Origin of the sequence: Bacteroides sp. Phil13, assembly GCF_001940965.1 — a bacterium.
Taxonomy (GTDB): domain Bacteria; phylum Bacteroidota; class Bacteroidia; order Bacteroidales; family Bacteroidaceae; genus Bacteroides; species Bacteroides intestinalis.
The window spans coordinates 218,286-240,390 of sequence record NZ_MSHA01000103.1 but is presented as its reverse complement, the minus strand read 5'-3'; the positions used below and the strand labels follow the sequence as shown (position 1 = coordinate 240,390).

Annotated in this window: 17 protein-coding genes; all 17 read right to left on the bottom strand. The window is 46.2% G+C overall.

What is annotated here, in order from left to right:
- Window positions 1–12: 12 nt before the first annotated feature.
- A complete protein-coding gene (locus BWI44_RS21080; protein ID WP_007215001.1) occupies window positions 13–186 on the bottom strand; it encodes a hypothetical protein in 174 nt (57 codons plus the stop codon).
- Window positions 183–1,268 carry a 3-methyl-2-oxobutanoate dehydrogenase subunit VorB gene (locus BWI44_RS21075; RefSeq protein WP_022392544.1) on the bottom strand — a complete coding sequence of 362 codons (1,086 nt, stop codon included), beginning with the start codon at window positions 1,266–1,268 and terminating at the stop codon, window positions 183–185. The genes BWI44_RS21080 and BWI44_RS21075 overlap by 4 nt, the downstream gene beginning before the upstream one ends.
- Before the next feature lie 19 nt (window positions 1,269–1,287).
- Window positions 1,288–1,515 carry a ferredoxin family protein gene (locus BWI44_RS21070; RefSeq protein WP_007663880.1) on the bottom strand — a complete coding sequence of 76 codons (228 nt, stop codon included), beginning with the start codon at window positions 1,513–1,515 and terminating at the stop codon, window positions 1,288–1,290.
- 21 nt (window positions 1,516–1,536) lie between these two features.
- Entirely contained in the window at window positions 1,537–1,812 is a 276-nt protein-coding gene (locus BWI44_RS21065) for a tetratricopeptide repeat protein (RefSeq protein WP_007214998.1), read from the bottom strand.
- Between the two features lie 170 nt (window positions 1,813–1,982).
- Window positions 1,983–3,386, bottom strand: coding sequence for a glycoside hydrolase family 28 protein (locus BWI44_RS21060; protein WP_195209133.1), 1,404 nt, complete (start codon window positions 3,384–3,386; stop codon window positions 1,983–1,985).
- A gap of 203 nt (window positions 3,387–3,589) precedes the next feature.
- The gene (rpiB, locus tag BWI44_RS21055) at window positions 3,590–4,024 is read right to left on the bottom strand and encodes a ribose 5-phosphate isomerase B (protein WP_007663877.1); all 435 of its coding nucleotides are present in this window, start codon (window positions 4,022–4,024) and stop codon (window positions 3,590–3,592) included.
- Window positions 4,025–4,153: 129 nt separating this feature from the next.
- Window positions 4,154–6,163: a transketolase family protein gene (locus tag BWI44_RS21050; RefSeq protein ID WP_007663875.1), complete on the bottom strand. Its 2,010-nt coding sequence runs from the start codon at window positions 6,161–6,163 to the stop codon at window positions 4,154–4,156.
- A gap of 175 nt (window positions 6,164–6,338) precedes the next feature.
- Complete coding sequence (locus BWI44_RS21045) at window positions 6,339–7,883, bottom strand: alpha-N-arabinofuranosidase (RefSeq protein WP_138291108.1); 1,545 nt, start codon at window positions 7,881–7,883, stop codon at window positions 6,339–6,341.
- Between the two features lie 31 nt (window positions 7,884–7,914).
- On the bottom strand, window positions 7,915–9,849 hold the full coding sequence (locus tag BWI44_RS21040) for a glycoside hydrolase family 97 protein (RefSeq protein ID WP_138291107.1): 1,935 nt from the start codon (window positions 9,847–9,849) through the stop codon (window positions 7,915–7,917).
- 39 nt (window positions 9,850–9,888) lie between these two features.
- Window positions 9,889–12,258, bottom strand: coding sequence for a beta-L-arabinofuranosidase (locus BWI44_RS21035; RefSeq protein WP_138291106.1), 2,370 nt, complete (start codon window positions 12,256–12,258; stop codon window positions 9,889–9,891).
- A 252-nt stretch (window positions 12,259–12,510) separates the two neighbouring features.
- Complete coding sequence (locus BWI44_RS21030; protein ID WP_138291105.1) at window positions 12,511–14,109, bottom strand: xylulokinase; 1,599 nt, start codon at window positions 14,107–14,109, stop codon at window positions 12,511–12,513.
- 2 nt (window positions 14,110–14,111) lie between these two features.
- Entirely contained in the window at window positions 14,112–15,620 is a 1,509-nt protein-coding gene (gene araA, locus BWI44_RS21025) for an L-arabinose isomerase (protein ID WP_007663865.1), read from the bottom strand.
- A 42-nt stretch (window positions 15,621–15,662) separates the two neighbouring features.
- Complete coding sequence (locus tag BWI44_RS21020; protein WP_007663863.1) at window positions 15,663–16,346, bottom strand: L-ribulose-5-phosphate 4-epimerase; 684 nt, start codon at window positions 16,344–16,346, stop codon at window positions 15,663–15,665.
- Window positions 16,347–16,349: 3 nt separating this feature from the next.
- On the bottom strand, window positions 16,350–17,030 hold the full coding sequence (locus tag BWI44_RS21015; RefSeq protein WP_007663861.1) for an NUDIX hydrolase: 681 nt from the start codon (window positions 17,028–17,030) through the stop codon (window positions 16,350–16,352).
- Between the two features lie 85 nt (window positions 17,031–17,115).
- A complete protein-coding gene (locus tag BWI44_RS21010; protein ID WP_195209135.1) occupies window positions 17,116–18,810 on the bottom strand; it encodes a sodium:solute symporter in 1,695 nt (564 codons plus the stop codon).
- A 25-nt stretch (window positions 18,811–18,835) separates the two neighbouring features.
- A complete protein-coding gene (locus BWI44_RS21005) occupies window positions 18,836–19,975 on the bottom strand; it encodes an aldose epimerase family protein (protein ID WP_195209136.1) in 1,140 nt (379 codons plus the stop codon).
- A gap of 165 nt (window positions 19,976–20,140) precedes the next feature.
- Complete coding sequence (locus BWI44_RS21000; protein ID WP_195209137.1) at window positions 20,141–22,042, bottom strand: arabinan endo-1,5-alpha-L-arabinosidase; 1,902 nt, start codon at window positions 22,040–22,042, stop codon at window positions 20,141–20,143.
- Between the last annotated feature and the right edge of the window lie 63 nt (window positions 22,043–22,105).

The window sequence follows — 22,105 nt, the reverse complement described above, 5'->3', positions numbered from 1 at the left end:
AATCACTTCTCCTTATCTGTTGGTGAACCGTATAAAAAACTCCATCAGCTTAACGAATATTGCTGCGCCACAAACGTAGATGAACAGTTTGAAGTCATCCTTTGCAACGAAATATACGATGATAGCTGCCAAGGCAAGTATCATAAAGAGTATATTCAATACGCTTCTTATCTTATCAGGGTTCATTTCTCGATTAATTTTTCTTTCAGTGCACTTACAATCTCTTCCGGATCGGGTACGATACCGCCGAGACGTCCGAAGTGTTCTACTTTTACTTTACCATTCACAGCGAGGCGTACATCTTCAACCATCTGTCCCGCATTCAATTCGGTAACCAGCATGCCTTTCACTTTTTCAGCGTATGCTGCAATAGCTTTTGTGGGGAAAGGCCAAAGGGTAATGGGGCGCAGTATACCGACTTTGATACCTTCTTCGCGTGCAAGTTCCATTGCTTTCTGTCCGATACGGGCCATAGAACCGAAGGCGATAATCAGGTAATCGGCATCTTCACAATTGATTTCTTCGAAACGTACTTCGTTTTCTTCAATCAGTTTGTATTTAGCCTGGAAGCGGATGTTATTCTTTTCCATCTCTTCCGGTTTCAATTCCAGAGAAGTAATGATATTGGGCTTGCGTCCGTTTACTCTACCGGTAGTAGCCCACGGGCATTGCTCGATAACTTCTGCATCTGTGCGGCGGGGCTTTTGCGGAGGCAATACAACCTTTTCCATCATCTGACCGATAACACCGTCGGCAAGAATAATAGCCGGGTTGCGATATTTGAAGGCAAGATCAAAGGCCAACCCAACGAAGTCAGCCATTTCCTGTACGGAAGCGGGAGCCAAAGTAATCAGACGGTAGTCACCGTGACCTCCACCCTTAACAGTCTGGAAGTAGTCTGCCTGACTGGGTTGGATGGTTCCCAATCCGGGACCGCCACGCATTACATTTACAATCAAACAGGGTAATTCGGCACCTGCCAAGTAGGATATACCTTCCTGTTTCAGACTGACACCGGGGCTGGAAGATGATGTCAACACCATTTTCCCACTTCCGGCACCGCCGTACACCATATTAATAGCTGCCACTTCACTTTCTGCCTGTAGCACCACCATACCGGTAGTTTCCCAGGGTTTCAGTTCGGCAAGAGTTTCCAATACTTCCGATTGCGGAGTAATAGGATAACCGAAGTATCCGTCCGCTCCGCAACGGATAGCTGCGTGGGCGATGGCTTCGTTTCCTTTCATTAATACAACTTCTTCTGCCATATTCTACTGATTTACAGATTTATTCAACTTTTACTTTATAAACAGAGATACATCCGTCCGGGCAAACCTGGGCGCACGACGCACAGCCGTTGCAGGTATCTTCCAGTATTTGGTGGGCATAGTTATACCCTTTTACGTTCACCTCTTTGGTGAGGGCTATTACATGCAGAGGACAGGCTACCACGCATAGATTGCAGCCTTTGCACCGTTCGGTGTCCACTACGATTGCTCCTTTAATCTTTGCCATAATTTACGTTACTTTTATATGTTATTGATTGTACATATCCTTATTGAAGAAATTCAGGATATCCATTGCCATACGATAGGCTTCGCGGGCAGGGCTGTCGGGATTAAGGTCGATAGCATACTGGTAGTTGTTCAAAGCCAGCTGCCAGTTACCTTGTTTGCGATAGGCATTTCCCAGGAGATAAAAAGCTTCGTCCCGGTCGGTAGAGTCGGTGATCAGATATTCATCGAGCTGCCGGATAGCTTCTGCTACATCTCCTTGATTGATAAGCTCTTTGATAGTTTTCAGTTGCTCCATATCGTATTGAGTTCCGGATTATTGGAATACAAAGATAGTTTTTATTTAGAGACAACGAATAAGTATTCTGTGAAAAATAAGAAAAATGGGGAAATAAAAAGCCCGAAGTTGAATGAAATTCTGTCAGAATGTCACAACTTTGGGCTTGTATGATATAAAATATGGTTTTGCTACTTTACAAGTTTTCCATTTATATAGAGATTTTTGAACGTAACGTCTTTAGCTCCTTTTATGTCATTTCCATCTTTGGCAACATTATTAAAGTGGGAGTCTTCAACACTGATATTGTACACATGATCATTGTCGTCGAGACCGATAATGAGGACACCAAGTTTGCTCTTTTCGCAGGTTACATTCTTTAGGTGAACGTTGCGGACAGTAGGAGTAAAACCGCGGTTGCAGTTCTCACGGTTTTCGTATTGCAGGTTGATGCGCAGCACGGCTTCGCGACACTGTCCTACGGTGACGTTACGCACGAACACATTTTCAATCAGTCCACCACGGCAGGTGCTGGTCTTGATACGGATCACCCGGTCGAGGTCTGGGCTATCCATCTTACAGTTTTCTACATACAGGTTGCGGTATCCGCCGGAGATTTCGCTACCGATGACTACACCCCCATGTCCTTTCTTCATATAGCAACCGCGTACAATGATGTTTTCGCTGGGGATACCCCATTTGCGTCCATCCTGGTTACGTCCGGACTTGATAGCAATACAGTCATCTCCGGTATCGAAAGTACAGTTCTCTATCAATACATTTTTGCAGGATTCAGGGTCGCAGCCATCGCCATTGGGACCGCGATTATAAACGTATACACCGCGTACAGTGAGACTTTCGCAGAATAACGGGTGAATAACCCAGAAAGGAGAATTCAATAAAGTTACATCTTCTATCAGCACTGTATTACATGAGTATAGGTTGATGAGTTGCGGACGTAATCCGTCTTCAGGTGTCATTACGCGTTTATAAATAGGAGTGGAGGTTTCACCGTACATCAACAGGCGTTCCCGTCCTCCGTTGCGTTGTGCCACCATGCCCTCTTTCCAGCCATAGCGGGGAGCGCCACACATAGGCCACCAGGTTTCGTTGGAGCCTTGTCCGTCGATAGTTCCTTTGCCGGTGATGGCGATATTTGTCTCACCGTATGCATAAATCAACGGGCGGGCATTATAGCAGTCTATTCCTTCCCAGCGGGTGATAACTCCGGGGAAGTAGAGGCTTTGATCGGTTGAAAATCTCAATACGGCTCCTTCTTCTACATGAAAGTTGACGTTACTTTTCAGTGTGATGGGACCTGTGTAGAATGTACCTTTGGGAACTACAACCGTGCCACCGCCATTCAGGCAACATGTTACGATAGCCTGGTTGATTGCCTCATGGCAGGGAGCATCCGGGGTGTCGGGTTTGGCACCGAAGTCCGTAATGAGATACGTCTGTTTTGGGAAAGATGTTTTCTTGATTTGTTTTTCAATCTTTGCACTCTCCTTGAAAGCCTTATCGAAATCTATCGAGTTGGCTGTTGCCAATGTGGTCGAGAGAAGCAGGGAAATAATTCCGAGTACTTTTTTCATGCGTTTCCAGTTTTACTTTTAATGGTTATTAGATATGTGGGCAAAAGTACGGAAAGTGACTCTATTAGAGGGAAGAGTTTTTGGCATAAAATGTGTAAAATTTGATGTGTTTATGCTTCTCAGCTCTGAGGAAGGTGTATAAACTAAAAACACTTGCAAGTATCGGTTCCCGCACCTGCAAGTGTAATTTCAAATTGGGATGATTATCTAACCGGTATCTTCTCAATACGTTTCTGATGACGTCCCCCCTCAAACTGTGTGCTGAAGAATTCTCTCATAATCATATCAGCTTCTTCGGTGCTGATGAAGCGTCCCGGCATGACGAGTACGTTGGCATCATTATGCTGGCGAGCCAGATGAGCTATTTCCGCTGTCCAGCAAAGTGCGGCACGGATGCCCTGATGTTTGTTCAGTGTCATGCTGATACCTTCACCACTTCCGCAGATAGCAATACCCGGGTAACACTCTCCGGCTTCAACGGCCAATGCCAGGGGATGAGCAAAATCTGCATAGTCGCAGCTCTCCGTTGTATAGGTTCCGAAGTCTTTGTATTCCCATCCTTTAGTTTCCAACCACCCCTTGACGTATTGTTTCAATTCAAATCCGGCGTGGTCGGAACAAATTCCAATTGTTTTCATTTTCTGTTGTAGTATGATTGATTTAGAGGCTCTATAATGGGATATCAGGTGAAAAATATTTCGCCCCTACAAGCCTGTTACAACCTGTAGGGGCGAATAGTCATTCGCCCGGTATGCACCCAGGGCTTTTTATAACATTGCTTTTACTTGCTTATAAACATTCTCAGCAGTAAAACCTAACTTCTGATCCAGTACTTTGTAAGGAGCTGAGAAACCGAAAGATTCCAATCCCCAAACTTTACCGTGAGCACCTACCAAACCTTGCAGGTTTACAGGCAGACCGGCTGTCAGACCGAAGACTTTTGCGTCAGCAGGGATGACACCTTCCTGATATCCCGGAGCCTGGCTGCGGAACAGACCTTCGGAAGGAGCAGATACGATACGTACTTTTACACCGTCTTTGCGCAATAATTCGGTTCCTGCCACCAGTGTAGATACTTCTGAACCTGAAGCTACCAATACTACATCCGGGTTTTCATCAGAACCTGCTACGATGTAAGCACCCTTAGCAGCCTGAGAATAGTCGTTTCCAGCAGGCAACATAGCGATGTCCTGACGAGAGAAGATCAAGCCGGTCGGAGTAGTAGTATTCTCCATAGCCAGTTTCCATGCAACCGTTGTTTCTTCTGCATCTGCCGGACGGAGAACCAACATAGAATTGTGTCCTTTATGGTTTTTCAGTTTTTCCATCAGGCGGATCTGAGCTTCCTGTTCTACCGGTTCATGAGTAGGACCGTCTTCACCTACACGGAATGCATCGTGTGTCCAGATGAACTTCACGGGAACTTCCATCAGTGCAGCCATACGTACGGCAGGTTTCATGTAGTCAGAGAATACGAAGAACGTTCCACAAGCCGGAATCACACCACCATGCAGTGCCATACCGATACAACAGCAAGCCATTGTCAACTCGGCAACGCCAGCCTGGAAGAATGCACCGCTGAAATCACCTTTCTTGAAAGCATGGGTCTTTTTCAGAAAGCCGTCTGTCTTATCTGAGTTTGAAAGGTCAGCGGAAGCAACGATCATGTTTTCTACTTGAGTAGCAAGAGCACCCAATACGGTAGCTGATGCAGCACGTGTAGCAGCACCTGCTTTTTGCTCGATAGCTGCCCAGTTTACTTCAGGAGCCTTACCAGAGAAGAACAGGTCAAGTTTTGCAGCCTTTTCAGGATTAGCCTTTGCCCATTCTGATTTAGCAGCATATTTCTTAGCCATAATTTCCTTCAGTTCGGCAGCACGCTTTGCGTACAGTTCCTTCACTTCGGGGAAGATTACGAATGGATTCGTCGGATCACCACCCAGGTTCTTGATGGTATTTACATAAGCATCACCACCTAGAGGAGCACCGTGAGTCGCACAGTTAGCTTCGTAACTGCTACCATCTGCCTTGCGTGCACCCTTACCCATTACAGTATGACCGATAATCAGGGTCGGACGTTCGTTTTCTGCTTTCGCTTCGTTCAAAGCGCCACGGATAGCGTCGGGATCATTACCGTTGATCTTGATCACCTTCCAGCCCCAAGCTTCGTATTTCTTGGCAGTATCTTCGATGGTTACGTCTTTGGTTTCAGTAGAAAGCTGGATGTCGTTGGCATCATAGAACATGATGAGGTTATCCAGTCCCAGTGCACCTGCGATACGGCCTGCACCTTGAGAAATTTCTTCCTGTACACCACCGTCCGAAATATAAGCGTAGATGGTTTGCTGCATCACTTCTTCGAAACGGGCTTTCATGAATTTAGCTGCGATAGCTGCACCCACTGCAAAAGTATGACCTTGACCGAGCGGGCCGGAAGTGTTTTCAATACCACGCATGATGTCGCGTTCAGGGTGTCCCGGAGTGGGGCTGTCCCATTGGCGGAATTCCTTCAGTTCATCCAGTGTGAATTTGCCTGCCAATGCCAACTGAGAGTAGAGCATCGGTGACATGTGGCCCGGGTCCAGGAAGAAGCGGTCACGACCTTCCCATGCTGGATTTTCGGGATCATACACCAGAAACTCAGAGAAGAGTACATTCACAAAATCGGCACCACCCATGGCACCGCCTGGGTGACCGGAATTAGCTTTCTCAACCATAGAAGCAGCGAGGATACGGATGTTATCCGCTGCACGGTTCATAAGTTTGTTGTCGTTCATATTGATATTTATTTGATTTGAATACTATAATAAAGCAGGTTGAAGTGTCACTTGTTAATTTTAACAGCGACAAAGATAACTCTTTATGCGTAATTCGCAACATAGAAAGAGCCTCTTTTTTTGCGGTACTTCCACCTGCTTCTTGTTTAAAATACAATAAGTCTTTTCGACTGATTTACTGTAACTCTATAGTAACAATAGACTTGGCTGGTAGTTTTATCTTCAGTACGCCTTTATTGATTTTTACCTCTTTGAACGGAGCTAATTTTATATTATTAGGGTTCTCAAAAGAGTTGTAATCCGTCAGGTTGGCAGAAGTTAAGATTTCACCAACGGCTTTCTTAGCCTTTACATCCGGCAGGTTGATAGTAATTTCCTGTGCATTGTCGGCATCGATATTAGACATTGAGATGTGAATCTTGCCGTCCTTGTCTTTAGAAGCTGTGGCACTTATCATAGGCACTTTGCGATTATCGCGTACATCCATGACTTCGCAGTTCAGGTCGAGTGGGAGGTAAGTGGCATCCTGGTGTACATTGTACATCTTGAATACATAATAAGTGGGAGTCAGCACCATATCTTTACCTTTGGTTAGGATCATGGATTGCAATACATTTACTATCTGGGCAATATTTGCCATTTTCAGACGGTCGGTGTATTTGTGGAAGATGTCGAAACTAAGAGAGGCAACGAAAGCGTCACGCAATGTATTTTGCTGGTAAAGGTGTCCTGGGATAGTGCCGGGTTCTTCATCCCACCAGGTACCCCACTCATCGAGCATGAGGGCTACGTGCTTTTTAGGATCATATTCGTCCATGATGGCGCAGTGCTTTTTGATAACGTCTTCTATCTCACGGCATTTACCCATTGTCCAGTAATAATCGTCTTTGTCGAACTTAGTGGCTGCTCCCTTACTTCCGCTCCAGCCGGTTACGGTGTAATAATGGAGAGAGAGTCCGTTCATACGTCCACCTACGCGGTCCATCAGGACTTTAGTCCAGTTATAATCGTAATCGCTGGCACCACTGGCAATCTTAAATAGATGGTTGCCGTCGTAGTTGCGGCAGTAAGTGGAGTAGCGGCGATATAAATCAGCATAATATTCAGGACGCATGCTTCCGCCGCAGCCCCAGCTTTCGTTACCTACACCGAGGTATTTCACTTTCCATGCTTTGTCACGACCGTTCTGGCGGCGAAGTCTTGCCATCGGAGAGTCTCCTTCGGAAGTCATGTATTCTACCCATTTTGCCAGTTCTTCTACAGTGCCACTACCCACGTTTCCACTGATATAAGGTTCAGTACCCAGCATTTCGCAGAGGTTGAGGAACTCATGTGTACCGAAACTGTTGTCTTCAATTGTGCCTCCCCAGTTATTGTTTACCATTTTGGGTCGGTTCTCTTTCGGACCGATACCGTCCATCCAGTGATATTCATCGGCAAAACAGCCACCCGGCCAACGAAGTACGGGAACCTGAAGTTCTTTCAGTGCATTGAATACATCGGTACGATAACCTTTGATATTGGGGATATCCGAATTTTCTCCTACCCAAAGTCCACCATAGATGCAAGTACCGAGATGTTCGGCAAACTGGCCGTAGATTTCTTTGGGAATAACTTGTGTGCCTTGGTCGGCATGAAGCGTGATCGTTGCACTCTTTTGTGCGGACAGCGATACGGATGCAGCTAAAAGAACGCTGCTGAATAATAATTTGTTTCTCATAATGGTTATTAGTTATATGATGTTTGTAATGTTAGTTAGTATAAATCATGGCTCCACCCATCGGTTGCATTTCGATGGTAAGGATACCTTTTTTGTTGACGGCTCCTTGTGAAAGACCGGCAGTGCGGGCTTCGTTATCATGGATGATGGAAACTTGCTGATTCGTTAGCCACGGTAAAGATAAATTCAGTTTCATGGGTTGCTTAGTGGCATTGGTGGCGGCAATGTACCATTGATTACCGTATCGACGAGCTACAACGCAATATTTGCCGGGATAGCCGTCAATGAAGCGCGTTTCATCCCACACGGTAGGTACTTTCTTCATGAAATCGAGAATAAACTCCGGTTGCTCCGTCAGGTTATTGGGAGTGATGCCGAAGTGCTGGATACCTGACTGGTAGAGAACAGATGTAGCAATCTGGAAGGCATCGGTTGTTTTACGAAGTGTACCGCTGACTCCATCTTTGGAGAAATGTTTGTTGAAAAATACACCGCCGAAGTCCATAGCTGAAACTGCATTGCGGATGAAAGGGTACAATGTGCTTCGTTGAGCTTCTTTGTCGGCATGATATTGCCCGAATACCAGATTCTCAGATACTAATGCCGCTTCACTGCTCATATGATTCGGATACATGCGTTCCCAGCCGCGCGGCAAGGTACAACCGTGGAATACAACAGCGATTCCATATTGGTTGGCATCGGTCAGTATGTCTTCGTAGAGTTTCATGGTGGTTTGTTTATCACCGCCAAAGAAATCTACCTTAATGCCTTTTACACCCAGGGTTTTCATCCAGGCCATTTCTTTCTGGCGGGCTGGTGCACTGTCTAAACGATGTTTTGGACCTTGCGGAGCGTCATTCCAGTTTCCGTTGGAGTTGTACCAGAGAAGAACATCCACTCCCTTTGACTGGGCGTAGGCAATGAGCGAGGGCATATTCTCATAACCGATTTGTTTGTCCCATAACGCATCGATAAGGATATATTCGTATCCCATGGCAGCTGCAAGATCAATAAAAGTCTGCTGATCCTTATAATTACAACTGGCATCTTGCCAGAGTATCCAGCTCCAGGTAGAGCGACCGGGTTGATAAACCTGTGTCGGTTCGTAGAGTGGGCGTACATTGTCGTAGGCAGAGGTCGTCTCAACAATTGGTTTCAGGGTCTCACCTACGGTAATGGTTTTCCAGGATGTCAGGGAGGGGATAGATGCTGCAATGGTTGCATCACCTACACTGCCATTCTCTGCTTTTTCCGGAAAAGCAATGGTGTACAAACCGTCTTGAGTTCCTTCGCTGAGCTTTGTTCCTGCATAATGGCTGCTTACACCAGTCTCGGAAACTAACACCCATCCATCATTACCTACATGAAAGAGAGCCGGGAATGTATAGCCCAGTTTGTAACGTGAAGGCGTACCAATAGCCTCATCCAGTGTATATTCTTCTTCATAGCTTGGTTTAGTACCCATCCATCCGTCTCCCGCAGGAGCTTGGGGAGTAATGAAAGTTGTGGTGTATGAAGGAAAATCGAATCCGGTTGTTTCTTTCTCAATGATGCAGTGTGTATGCTTGGGAGAGGAAATCTGATAGGCTTGTGCAATATCATTGTTGCTTACCCGGAAGATAACTTGTAAAGTATCCCCCTTTTCATTCAGATAGTTGCACACCAACTCATTGGCTTGGTAGTGTACACGGCTTACTTTTGCATGCGGCATTGTGTAAGTCTCATCAATCGTACGTACCTGATGTCCCAACTGTTTCAGTCCTGTGGAGAAATCTCCGATGCTGGTTTTCAATCCCAGCGGAGAAGGCTCCAAGAATATTTTATTGTTATAATGAACGGAATAAACGGGACTTCCGTCCTTTAACTCCACATTTACTTTTAATGCACCGTCCGGTCCTTGCACTTCCTGTGCTGTTAGGGCACTTGAAATTGCCAGGAGGGCGGAGAGTAAAACAATCTTCTTCATGTTCTTTTGCTTTATGATATGTTTCTGACTGAGCTTATTTTATTTGAGTAAGCGGACTTCATAAATGGCAGGTGTCCACTCTGTTCCGTCGGGGCTGAAGCGTATCGGATAGCTGCCTGCACTTAACTTTTGGGGTAAAGAATAACAGATCGTTATAAAACCCTCTTTATCAGGTTTGCTGATCGTAGGACTAACGGTCAGTTTTTCATTGTTAAGAAGGATGGCTACCTTGGTATAATCCTCTTTCCGTACAGTGATCATAAGCTGGGTGGCTTCTTCTTTTACTTTGAGGTTATAGCTGAACCAACCTTTGGCACGCCGGAAGTGACGGTCTTTATTGATTCCTGTTTCTGCCTGTTCATATAGAATGCCATGATCCGATTCAGGCTGTTGTTCACCAGGGAAAATGAGATCTACAGTCTGGTTGGCAAGTTCCATTGCTTTACGCTCGCTCAATGCCACTTCTTTGCGGATACTTTCTACTTCAGCTTCGGTTACCTGATGGAAATAAACAGCATAACGGGAATCGTGAAGGCGGAAGAAGGGAATCAATTTCAACGCTTCTTTCTGTGCCGGATAGACACTACCGGTATAGGTAAATGCAACCAGGTCGTCGTTTATCCTGCGGAGTGATTGAGGCAGAGACGTGGCGGAACCTATCAGCATCGGTATTTCTTGCAAGGAAATCTGTTTGCCATGGGCAATGTGTCCGCCACGGCTGTCATCTGCATAAAGCCCGTCCATATTCTCTGTCCCTGTGGGGCTGGCAAGTACGATAGGGCCATACATGAATGCATAGAAATTTTCCCGATCCGGTATTTGCTCCAAGGCAACCTGCATGGGCATATTCAGGGTGATTTCATCTCCGGCTTTCCATTTGCGGTGGATGGTCAGGTACTCTCCCGGTTGGGCATTCGTTTCCTGTACTTTACCATTGACGGATACGCTGGCTCCTTTAGCCCAGGAGGGGTAACGGAGTTTGAGGCTGAATGCTTTCTTCTTGCTCTTTTCCACGCGGAAGCGGATTTGCTCTTCGTCGGGGAAACGGGTTTCCTGTACCAGGGTTACCTTTTTCTCTTGCCAGGTCAGACGGGAGGGGATGAAGAGGTTTACATACAGCGTATCCTTTGCATGGGCGTAAATAAACTCTCCGTATTTGGTGTGATTCTCCAAACCGGAACCGACGCAACACCACATGGATGTTTCCGGCTGCGAATAAACGCGGTAGTGTCCCGGACGCATAGGGGTGAAGTAAACAAATCCACCCTTTTCGGGCTGTTGCGAGGCAAGAATATGGTTATATAAGGCACGTTCGTAATAATCGGCAAAACGAATGTCGGGAGAAGTCTGGTAAAGCATCTTCGTCAGGCGAAGCATGTTGTAGGTATTGCAGGTCTCCGGACCTTGCACATCATTGAGCATGGATGTGAAGTTGTCTGCCGGATGAAAGTGTTCACGTACACTGTTGCCGCCGATGCAGACGGAACGATGGTTTACCACGGTGTTCCAGAAGAAGCGGGCGGCGTGATCCCATTCGGAAGCATGATTCCAGTCTTTATCATTTTGTGCGAGGTCGGCGATACGCTTGTAGCCGATAACCTTTGGTATCTGTGTATTGGCATGCATGCCTGTCAGGCGATCTTCATCCTTCACAAGAGGGTCCAGAATCACTTTATGGGAGAAGCGGCGTGCCAGTTCCAGGTATTTCTTGTCACCTGTGATTTCGGCAACATCAGCGAAAGTTTCGTTCAGTCCTCCGTGTTCGCTGCGGAGCATGTCTTGCATTTGCTGGTCGGTGAGTCCGGCGGTGATGTCTATCATCCAGTCGGTGAGGGCCACTAACATCTGGCGGGCAAGGTCGCTTCCGGCGTAGAGGTAAGCGTCGCGCAGTCCGGCATAAGTCTTGTGTATATTGTATAGGGGTACCCATTTGCCGTTGAGGTCGAAACCTCCGGCACGGATATTCCCGGCTTTAATTTCTTTCCAAAGTTGCAGGCTTCCGGGAGTTCCTCCGATAAATCCGGTGCCTACGGCTTGCTGTGCACGATGTAGTTCGTTCAGCATATAGTTCAGCCGATTGTATATGGCAGTGTCTCCGGTAGCGGCATACATCATGGAGAGTGCGGAAATGTAATGTCCGCCGATGTGTCCGTCCAGTCCGGTGTTTTCCCAGTTGGTATAACTTGGCGCTTTGGGCGTCAGTCCGGCTTCGCGCAGGAAAGGGGCGATCAGGCGGTCGGGCTCCATGGCCATGATGTAGTGCAGGTCGGTCTGTTGGGCTTGCAGGAAGGGGCTTTCCAACAGCTTGACGTCTTGCAAAGGGAAATAGGAAACTTCTTGTTGGGTTTGAGCTTTCCCGGTCAGGAGAAAACAAAAAAGGAACAGGTAAGTAATAAGGATCGATTTCATATTATATTATATTTGAGGTATAGGGATTATTTGCTTACTGACGAAGGTGTTTCGTCAGAGCTGACGACGATGCTTCGTTAGGACGGGCAACGATGCCTTGCCTGAGCGGGCAACGGTGTTTTGCCTGATTCAATGCATTGTCCGAGCTTGTAGAACGAATGTATGGGGAGTTGCTTCGGTGCCAACAGCACCCACGTGGCAGCCGAAGCTTCTCCCTCTATTATTACATTCGTTTATTCCTTGAAGCAGGAATTACTTTTTGAATCTTACCGCCGCTTCTTCGATGGGCAGTGCTGCCTTGTAGTTTTCGATGTATGCGTTAAAGCCTGCTACATCTTCGGCTGTAGGCGCTATCTCAACACCTGCATCCCCTCCAAACACCTGCTCGTCCAGGAAAGCGTCAAGAGGTTGCTTCTTCTCATTGTTCACAAGGAATGAGCCCAGCAATGCAATACCCCATGCACCACCTTCACCGGCCGTTTCCATTACGGAAATGGGTGAGTTCAGTGCTGCCGCAAGTACTCTCTGGCCCACATTCTTAGTCTTGAACAAGCCTCCGTGTCCTGTGATTCTGTCAACTTTCACCTTTTCTTCTTTGAAAAGAATGTCATTACCAATCTTGAGGACACCGACAGAAGCATACAAGTGCGTCCGCATGAAGTTCGCAAGGCTGAACTTGTCATTGGCCGAACGTACAAACATCGGTCTTCCATCCGCAAATCCTGTTACAGGCTCGCCTGAGATGTAATTGAATGAAATGAGGCCGCCACAATCCGCATTGCCTGTCAGGGCATGGTTGTAGAGTTTTCCATATACTTCGTTCATATCTACAGGTATACCCAGCAGTTCCTGGTATTCTTTGAACAGGTTGATCCATGCGTTGAGGTCAGATGTACAGTTGTTGCAATGTACCATGGCTACGGGACTTCCATCGGGAGTAGTAACCATATCGATCATTTCGTAGGGCTTTGACAGATCTTTCTCCAATACAATCATGGAGAATGAAGATGTACCTGCCGATACGTTTCCTGTACGCTGCTTAACGGCATTGGTTGCAACCATACCAGTACCTGCATCTCCTTCGGGTGGGCAAACCGGTATTCCAGCTTTCAAATGGCCGGATACGTCGAGCATCTTAGCGCCTTCCGGTGTCAGGAAGCCTGCATTTTCACCAGCCGGCAATGCCTTGGGAAGAATATCCAGCAATTTCCAGTTATATCCCTTCGGAGCGATTAACTCGTCGAACTTGGCCACCATTTCAGCGGAGTAGTTTTTGGTAACCGGGTCTATAGGGAGCATACCAGATGCATCGCCTATGCCTAATACCTTTTTACCGGTCATCTGCCAATGGATAAAACCTGCGAGCGTTGTCAGATAATTGATATCTTTCACGTGTTCTTCGTTGTCCAGAATGGCCTGATACAAGTGAGAAATGCTCCAGCGCAGAGGAATATTATAAACGAACAGTTCTGATAAAGCCGCCGCAGCCTCACCCGTATTGGTGTTTCTCCAAGTACGGAAGGGCACAAGAATCTCTTCTTTATCATTGAATGCCATATAGCCATGCATCATGGCGCTGACACCGATTGCCGCCAAAGCTTCTATTTCTATGTCATACAGGCTCTTCACGTTTGAGCGAAGGTCGGCGTAACAATCTTGCAGTCCATACCAGATGGCCTCAACGCTGTATGTCCAAAGTCCGTCAACCAACTGGTTCTCCCAGGTGTGACTTCCTTGAGCGATGGGCTTGTTTTCCTGGTCAATCAAAACAGCCTTGATTCGAGTGGAACCGAATTCTATGCCAAGAATGGCCTTGCCTGCTTCGATGGTTGATTTTGCGTCTGGTTTCATAATCAACAAAGCGCTTTGTTCAACATGTAATATACTTCATTCATGCGCAGTTCTTTCTTGAACTCGCTGATAGTTGTATTTTCATCGATGACTACCATTTCGATACCTGCCATTTCTGCATAATCTTCCCAATATTCTACGGTCAGATCATAAGAGAAACTGGTGTGATGAGTACCGCCTGCCAGAATCCATGCAGCAGCACCTACTTCGAGGTTCGGCATCGGAATCCACAATGCGCTGGCAACAGGAAGTTTGGGCAGCGGTTTGCTCTTGATACATTCTACTTTGTTCACGATGAGGCGGAAACGGTTACCCAGGTCAACGATAGTAGCGGCTACGCCTTCACCTTGTTTGCTGGTGAATACAAGACGTGCAGTTTCGCTATCGATACCAATGGCAAGACGGTGTACTTCCAGTTTCGGTTTTGCTTCAGCAATCAGCGGACAAACTTCCAGCATGTGTGCCTGGAGGATAGCGCTCTTTTCACCGTCGAAGTGCAGTGTGTAATCTTCCAGGAAGGAGCAGCCTTTCGGCATACCTTGGCTCATAAACCAAGTGGTACGATACAAAGCGGCAGTTTTCCAGTCACCTTCCGCACCGAAACCATACCCTTCTTCCATCAGACGTTGAGAAGCCAATCCCGGAATCTGATCAAAGTCACCAAGGTCGTTGAAGTTGGTAGTAAATGCTTTTGCACCTGTGTCTTTCAGGATACGACGGAGAGCGATTTCTGCTTTTGCAGAGTTCCAAACTTTGGTATAAGCTTCAGTTCCGGTCTTTTCCAGTTCAGGAGCATGGTCGTATTCTTTGAAGTAAGTATCTACCATTGCCTGTACATCTTTGTCTTCCACTGCATTGTAGTACTTCATCAGATCGTTTACCGGACAGTAGTCTACGTGGTAACCCAAAACTTGTTCAGCGGATACCTTGTCACCATCAGTAACAGCAACGTTGTTCATCTGGTCACCGAAGCGGATAATCAGCATATCCTGAGCGTCAGCCCATCCGGCGCAAACACGCATCCATGTTGCAATCTGGCCTTGTGCTTTTTCATCTTGCCAATGGCCTACCACTACCTTACGGTTTTTACGCATACGGGTTACAATGTGGCCGAATTCACGGTCACCGTGAGCTGACTGGTTCAAGTTCATGAAGTCCATATCCATGGTATCCCAAGGAATTTCTTTGTTGAACTGAGTATGGAAGTGCAGCAACGGCTTCTTCAGTTCCTGCAAACCGTGAATCCACATCTTGGCAGGAGAGAAAGTGTGCATCCAGGTGATAACACCGATACATTTCTCATCATTGTTAGCAGCTTTGAAAGCTTCAGTTACTTCTTTAGAAGAGTTTACCGTACCTTTATAAACCACCTTTACCGGCAATTTGCCGCTGGCGTTCAATCCGGCTACCATTTCATTACTGTGTGCGTCTACTGCGATAACTGCGTCACCTCCGTACAGGAGCTGTGCTCCGGTTACGAACCATACTTCATATTGATCAAATGCGTTCATAATTCTTTAATTTTTAGTTGTTAATTTTTAATTGTCGATTGTTTACTGTCCATAGTAAGCGTTAGGCCCATGCTTGCGGTTGAAATGCTTTTCTACCAACAGCGGATTCATGGTCAGTTTCGGATTGACGGCATAAGCAATGCTTGCCATCTTAGCCACTTGTTCCATTACCACTGCGTTGTGTACAGCATCGTGCGCATCTTTTCCCCAAGAGAAGGGACCGTGATTCTTTACCAGTACTCCCGGTGTGTGTACAGGGTTTAGCCCTTCAAAGCGCTTCACGATTACATTTCCGGTTTCCATTTCATACGCTCCTTCCACTTCTTCCTTTGTCATATCTGCCGTGCAAGGTATGGCATCGTGGAAGTAATCTGCGTGTGTCGTTCCGATATTCGGAATGTCACATCCGGCTTGCGCCCAGGCAGTAGCGTAAGTAGAGTGGGTGTGTACCACACCGCCGATTTCAGGGAAAGCCTTGTAGAGTACCACGTGGGTCGGAGTGTCTGAAGACGGTTTCAATCGCCCTTCCACTACCTTGCCATCGAGGTCAACCACCACCATGTCTTCCGCCTTCATATCGTCATAACTTACACCACTGGGTTTGATGACTACCAGCCCCGTTTCACGGTCGATGGCCGATACATTTCCCCAGGTGAAGATAACCAGTCCATGCTTCACCAGTTCAAGGTTAGCATGGAATACCTTTTCTTTCAGTTCTTCCAGCATAATTTATAATTTAAAATTCGGTGCCTTGCGGTATGCCTTCTCATTGAATTTATATAAGGCAGCTCCGCGTTTGGAACCTGTTTTATCAATTTTATCTGTTTTTTCAATGTAGTCCATTTCGGCTATCCGTTTACGGAAGTTACGCTTGTCTATCTGTTCGCCGTAAATAGCTTCGTAGAGGCTTTGCAGTTGAGACAGTGTGAATAACTTCGGTAACAGGTTGAAGCCGATAGGCTCTGTGGATGCTTTCTGTTGCATCAATTCCCGTGCCTGTTTCACCATTTGCGGATGGTCGAAGATCAAAGGCGGTAATTCATTGATGTTTACCCAGTAGGCATTATGCTGGTGCACCAGTTCGCGGTCGTACTCGTTGATGTTGATCAGTGCATAATAAGCAATGGAGATAACCCGTTCTCCCGGGTCACGTTCCACTTCACCGAACGACCCAACTTGCTCCATATATACATTTTCCAAGCCGGTGAGTTCCGCTAGTACACGTTTGGCAGCATCATCCACACTTTCACCTTGTTGTACGAATCCACCCATCAGAGACCATTCACCCATTGCCGGCTGAAAGTTTCGTTTCAGTAACAGCAGGTTCAGTTCTCCTTCGTTGAAACCGAAGATGATGCAGTCGATACCAACGTAAAAGGTCGGATTTGAACTATAATAGTTGTTTGTCATATATCTTTGAGCTACGAGCTACAAGCTACAAGTGGGCTGCGCTATCATGCCGGATGGCACTCGTAGCCCGTAGCTTGTAACTATTTTACCAGAAATAGATATAGAAAGCGGCAGTGATACCCAGGATAATAACCGTATGGATAATATCCCAATGGTTCCAGCTGGCGCGTGTCTCTGCCAATTGTGCCGGAGTAGAGGTACCGAATACCAATCCCCGTATTTTTTCTTCAGTCGGTGCTTCTGTTGCCAAGCTTACTACAATCACTACAATGATGCAGAACAGGAACATCCATCCGCAGAAGAACAACCAGTTCATATCATAGAACAGATATTTGAATGTACCGCCAGCTACATCTCCTGCATTACTGTAATATACTTTTGCTCCCAGACGTGTCAAACCGATTACCATACCGGCGATCAATCCCCACATACCACCTTGTGCAGAAGTACGTTTCCAGCAGATACCCAACAGGAAGGCTGCGGCGATACCCGGTGCCAATACAGACTGTACGTCTTGCAAGTAAGTATAAAGCACATCACCTACGCTACGCATGATAGGTATCCACAAAATACCCAGAATCACAATTACAACAGTTGCTGCCTGACCGATACCTACCAGCTTCTTTTCTGATGTATTAGGTTTGAAGCGTTTGTAGAAGTCAATTGTAAACAGCATGGCAGATGAGTTGAACAAAGATGCCAACGAACTCATCAAAGCTGCAAGGATACCGCAAACCACCAAACCTTTCACACCAGCCGGCAACAACTTAGCTACCAGTGTCGGGAAAGCTGCATCGGCATTGGCGCTACCATTGGCCAACATCGGCAAGAAACCTTCACCACCTGCACCGAGGTACTTCTGATGAAGTGCAAAAGCAATCATACCCGGAATCAAAAACAAGAATACAGGTAACAATTTCAGATAAGCTCCGAAGATAGTACCGCGGCGTGCTTCTTTCTGGTTCTTACCTGAAAGCACACGTTGTACGATGAACTGGTCAGTACACCAGTACCAGAAACCGATGATAGCTGATCCGATTAGTGCTCCCAACCAAGGGAAGTTCGGATCACTGTTACTACGGATTAATTCCGTCATGGTGTTGCCCTGATCATTAACTGTTACCGCACCACAAATTCTCATCATTTCGTCCCATCCACCCAGTTCTTTGAAACCGAGTACAAGGATAATCAGTGAACCTAACAACAAAATCGGTGTCTGCAATACAGAAGTATAAAGTACTGACTTCATACCACCGAAAATCGTATATAATGCAGTGATCAAAACCAGACCGATAGCTGCAATCCAGAAGAAATCGATTCCCCAAAGTTCTTCAATGCCGAATACCTGTTGGAATACCAAACCACCGGCATATACTGTAACCGCTACCTTGGTCAATACATAACTGATCAAGGAGATTACGGATAATATAGTACGGGATTGCGGGTTATAACGACGTTCCAAGAATTCCGGCATCGTATATACCATACTTCTTGAATAGAAAGGTACGAATACCCATCCTAAAATAAGAATCATCCATCCTTGAATTTCCCAGTGTGCCATAGCCATACCACTGGATGCCCCGGCACCAGCCAGCCCAATCAAGTGTTCCGAACCGATGTTTGATGCAAAAATAGATGCACCAATCGCAATCCATGTAGCGTCACGTCCACCCAGAAAATAATCCGCTGAGTCATTTTGTTTCTGTTTGACAACCCAAACAATAATACCAATCAGAGCTAAAGCAAAGGCTCCAATTACGATCCAATCTAATGCTTCCACAATTCTAATATTTAAAAGTTAACTATTATTTCTCTACCGAGAATTTGAAAATACATTCGCTGTTGTATGTTTGTCCCGGTTCCAATACCACGCTGGGCCATTCCGGCTTATTAGGACTGTCGGGATAGTGTTGTGTTTCCAAGCATACGGAAGCACGTTGATTGTAAGTGATGCCCTTTTTGCCTGTTACAGTTCCGTCCAGGAAATTGCCGGTATAAACTTGTATACCCGGTTCGTTTGTATATACTTCCAGAGTGATACCGCTTTCAGGTGAGGTCAGTTTTGCTGCTAATTGAGCAATGTCTCCATTTGTGTTCAGCACCCAGTTGTGGTCATAGCCATTTCCGTTTTTCAACTGTACGAAATCGAAGTTTGTGATGTCTTGTCCTATCGTTTTAGGAGTAGTGAAGTCCATCGGAGTATCTTTCACAGTTACAATTTCTCCGGTAGTCATGAAAGTGCTGTCCACTGGAGTGTAGTTGTCTGCATTTACATATAAGATATGATCTGTTGCAGCTTTTGAAGGATTACCGGATAAGTTGAAGTAAGAGTGGTTGGTCATGTTGATGACTGTCTTTTTATCTGTAGTAGCGCTATACTTTATATCTATAGCGTTGTCATCAGTCAGTTTGAAAAGAACTTTAGCTGTTACGTTACCGGGGAAGTTTTCATCTCCGTCCGGTGAAATACGGGTCAGTTCCAGTGTATTTTCGTCAATCGGGTTGGCTTCATATACTTGGTATTGCCAGCCTTTAGGACCGCCATGCAAACAGTGTCCGAAGTTGTTTTGTGGTAATTGGATCGTCTCTCCGTCCAATATGATTCTTCCCTGGTTGATGCGATTTGCATAACGGCCGATGGAAGCGCCGAAGTCGCTCGGGATGTTTACATAATCAGCAATGCTGTCGAAGCCCAGAACAACGTCCTGCATATTCCCGTTTTTATCGGGAACCATAATAGAAACGATACGTCCTCCGAAGTTAGTGATGCATACTTCCATGCCCGACTTGTTCTTTAAGGTGTAAAGATCTGTTTTGGCATTGTTCACTTCTGTTTGAAAATTCACCGGATTGAGACCGGACAAAGTCAACTCCTGAGCTGGCTTGTTATTGCACGCAGATAACATTAATGCGGCAATTCCTGCAAGTAGAAAACTGTTTTTCATGGTTCTATTTTTAATGTAAATGAGATAATTATCCGATTTTGGGTGTAAAAGTAACACTTTATTTGAGTGTGTTAGCTACACTTGTATATGTTATGTAACATAAAAGTAAAAAAACAGCTTTGAAAATTGTATATTTCAAAGCTGTTTCAATATGTCATGAGATACTTATTTTATTTTCTTACCCCAATATGTTTTGTTGTTGGTATATCCAGCATAGACAATAGTGTGGGTACGTGGATTGGCTTCCCAGTCAGTTTCGCGTTGAAGGCACAGTTCCACTCCATTGGCATTCAGTATTTGTTTTTCTGCATCATAGCTCCAGGAACTCCCTTTCCAGATGCCGGATGTAATGGTATGGTCAGCTGCAAGGGTCATATTGCTTGACTCCTTCTGTTTTCCATAAGAATAAGATAGGTCGATGTGTTCCCAGTTGCCTATAAGTTCGTCTTCTGTAATGGCTATTTGCGGAACAGCTCCGTAGCGTTCGGGCATTACAACCGGCCAGCCTTGGGAGTTCCACCGTATGGAGCGTACATGTCCCATCATAAGAGCGTTGCTGTAGGCATTCCCTCCCACATTTTCGGGAAATCTGCCTTGCGAAGCATAATACCAGTTGCCATTGCCGTCATCAAATACAGCGCAATGCGAGATTCCTACCCATCCATGACTATTACTGAATTTGTAGGGATGGGTGACAACGGGTAGCATTTCTCCTCCGTCTTGAGTAAGGTTGACACCATCTATACCGAGGTAGGGACCATTGATATTTCGGGAGCGGCAGACCCGGGTGTTATAAGGAGTTTCTAATGCATCATAAGCTACAAACAGGTAATAGTAACCGGTGGCGGCGTTGTAAATGATTTCCGGTCCTTCCGAGGCTTGCCAGCGGTTCCCCATCTGTCTGGTGGCAATCAACGAACCGTATGCAGCAATGTCTTTGTCGGTTCCCCAAGGAGCCGATAGTGTATTCAGCGGTTTTCCGGTTTCGGCATCTACCTCCAAGGCGGCTATACCACTGTGCCAGGAACCGTAAATTAGGTAATGCTTCCCTTCGTTGTCTATCAGGTAACTTGGGTCAATAGCGTTCCATTTGTAGTAACAGTTGCTCCAGTCGTCGGGTCTGATGTGGAAGTTCAGCTCTTTGTCCGAGGCATTGGTGATGACATAGCCCTTATCTTCCCATCCGTTGTTGTTGGCGGGGTTTGAGTTCTCTAATAGACCGATGAAGGCGCGCTCACTCCAAGAGTTAGTTCCGTCTAAAGTACCGGGGCACACTATGGAGTAATACATACGGTAAAGCCCGTTTTTTACTTTGCGTACACAAGGTGCCCAGTAGCCAAAATCTGCGGTTTTGGGTGAAACTTCGTTCAGCCCCATTTCCTTGCGGATTTCATTTAGTTTGGGAATTACCCATTCGGGCAGTGTTGGCATTACTCCGCCTAAGTATTCCCAGTTGATGAGGTCTTTGGATCGTCTGCCGTGGAAGTGCCCGCCGGCTGTGTGTGCGTTGCCGTAGGAGGCGTCTGTCTGGTACATATAGTAATATCCATCTTCGGCCAATACCACAGTAGGGTCGTGCACGTTTGCCAGATTCCATTGACTGCGTTGATCCCAGCCGGCTATATCCACGTAGTAGTCTGCATAGGCGGGTGCCACGTAATTTTTGAGCTGTTCATCGAGGTTTGAGGCGGCTGAGGTTGCTGTAAATGTTTCCGAGTAAGTATAACGGCTGTTTCCATATACGTATGCACGTATGTAGTAGGGGGTGTTACTTGTCAAACCGGAGATGGTTGCAATGAAGTCCTCGTCTGCTTCCACTACATTGTCTTTGATAGTGGGAGTTGAGGAATTTAGACTGTAGCAGAATCCCTTCTTGACTATGTTACTCAGATTGCCGCTGATTGATGAAGTAACAGTCAGCGAGCTACTTGTCGTTTCTGCTACTTTGGGAGTGGTTATGACTATACCGCTGTTTCCATTGTATTCGATGTTGTCCAGTCCATCGGAACAAGCTGTGAAAACGGGAACCATCAACAGGGATAGTAAGAAAAAAGTTAGTTTTCTCATTGGGTTGGTAAGTTTTTAAGTTCCATACCGTCTTCTGGTAAAGAGAGACGGTATGGTTGATAA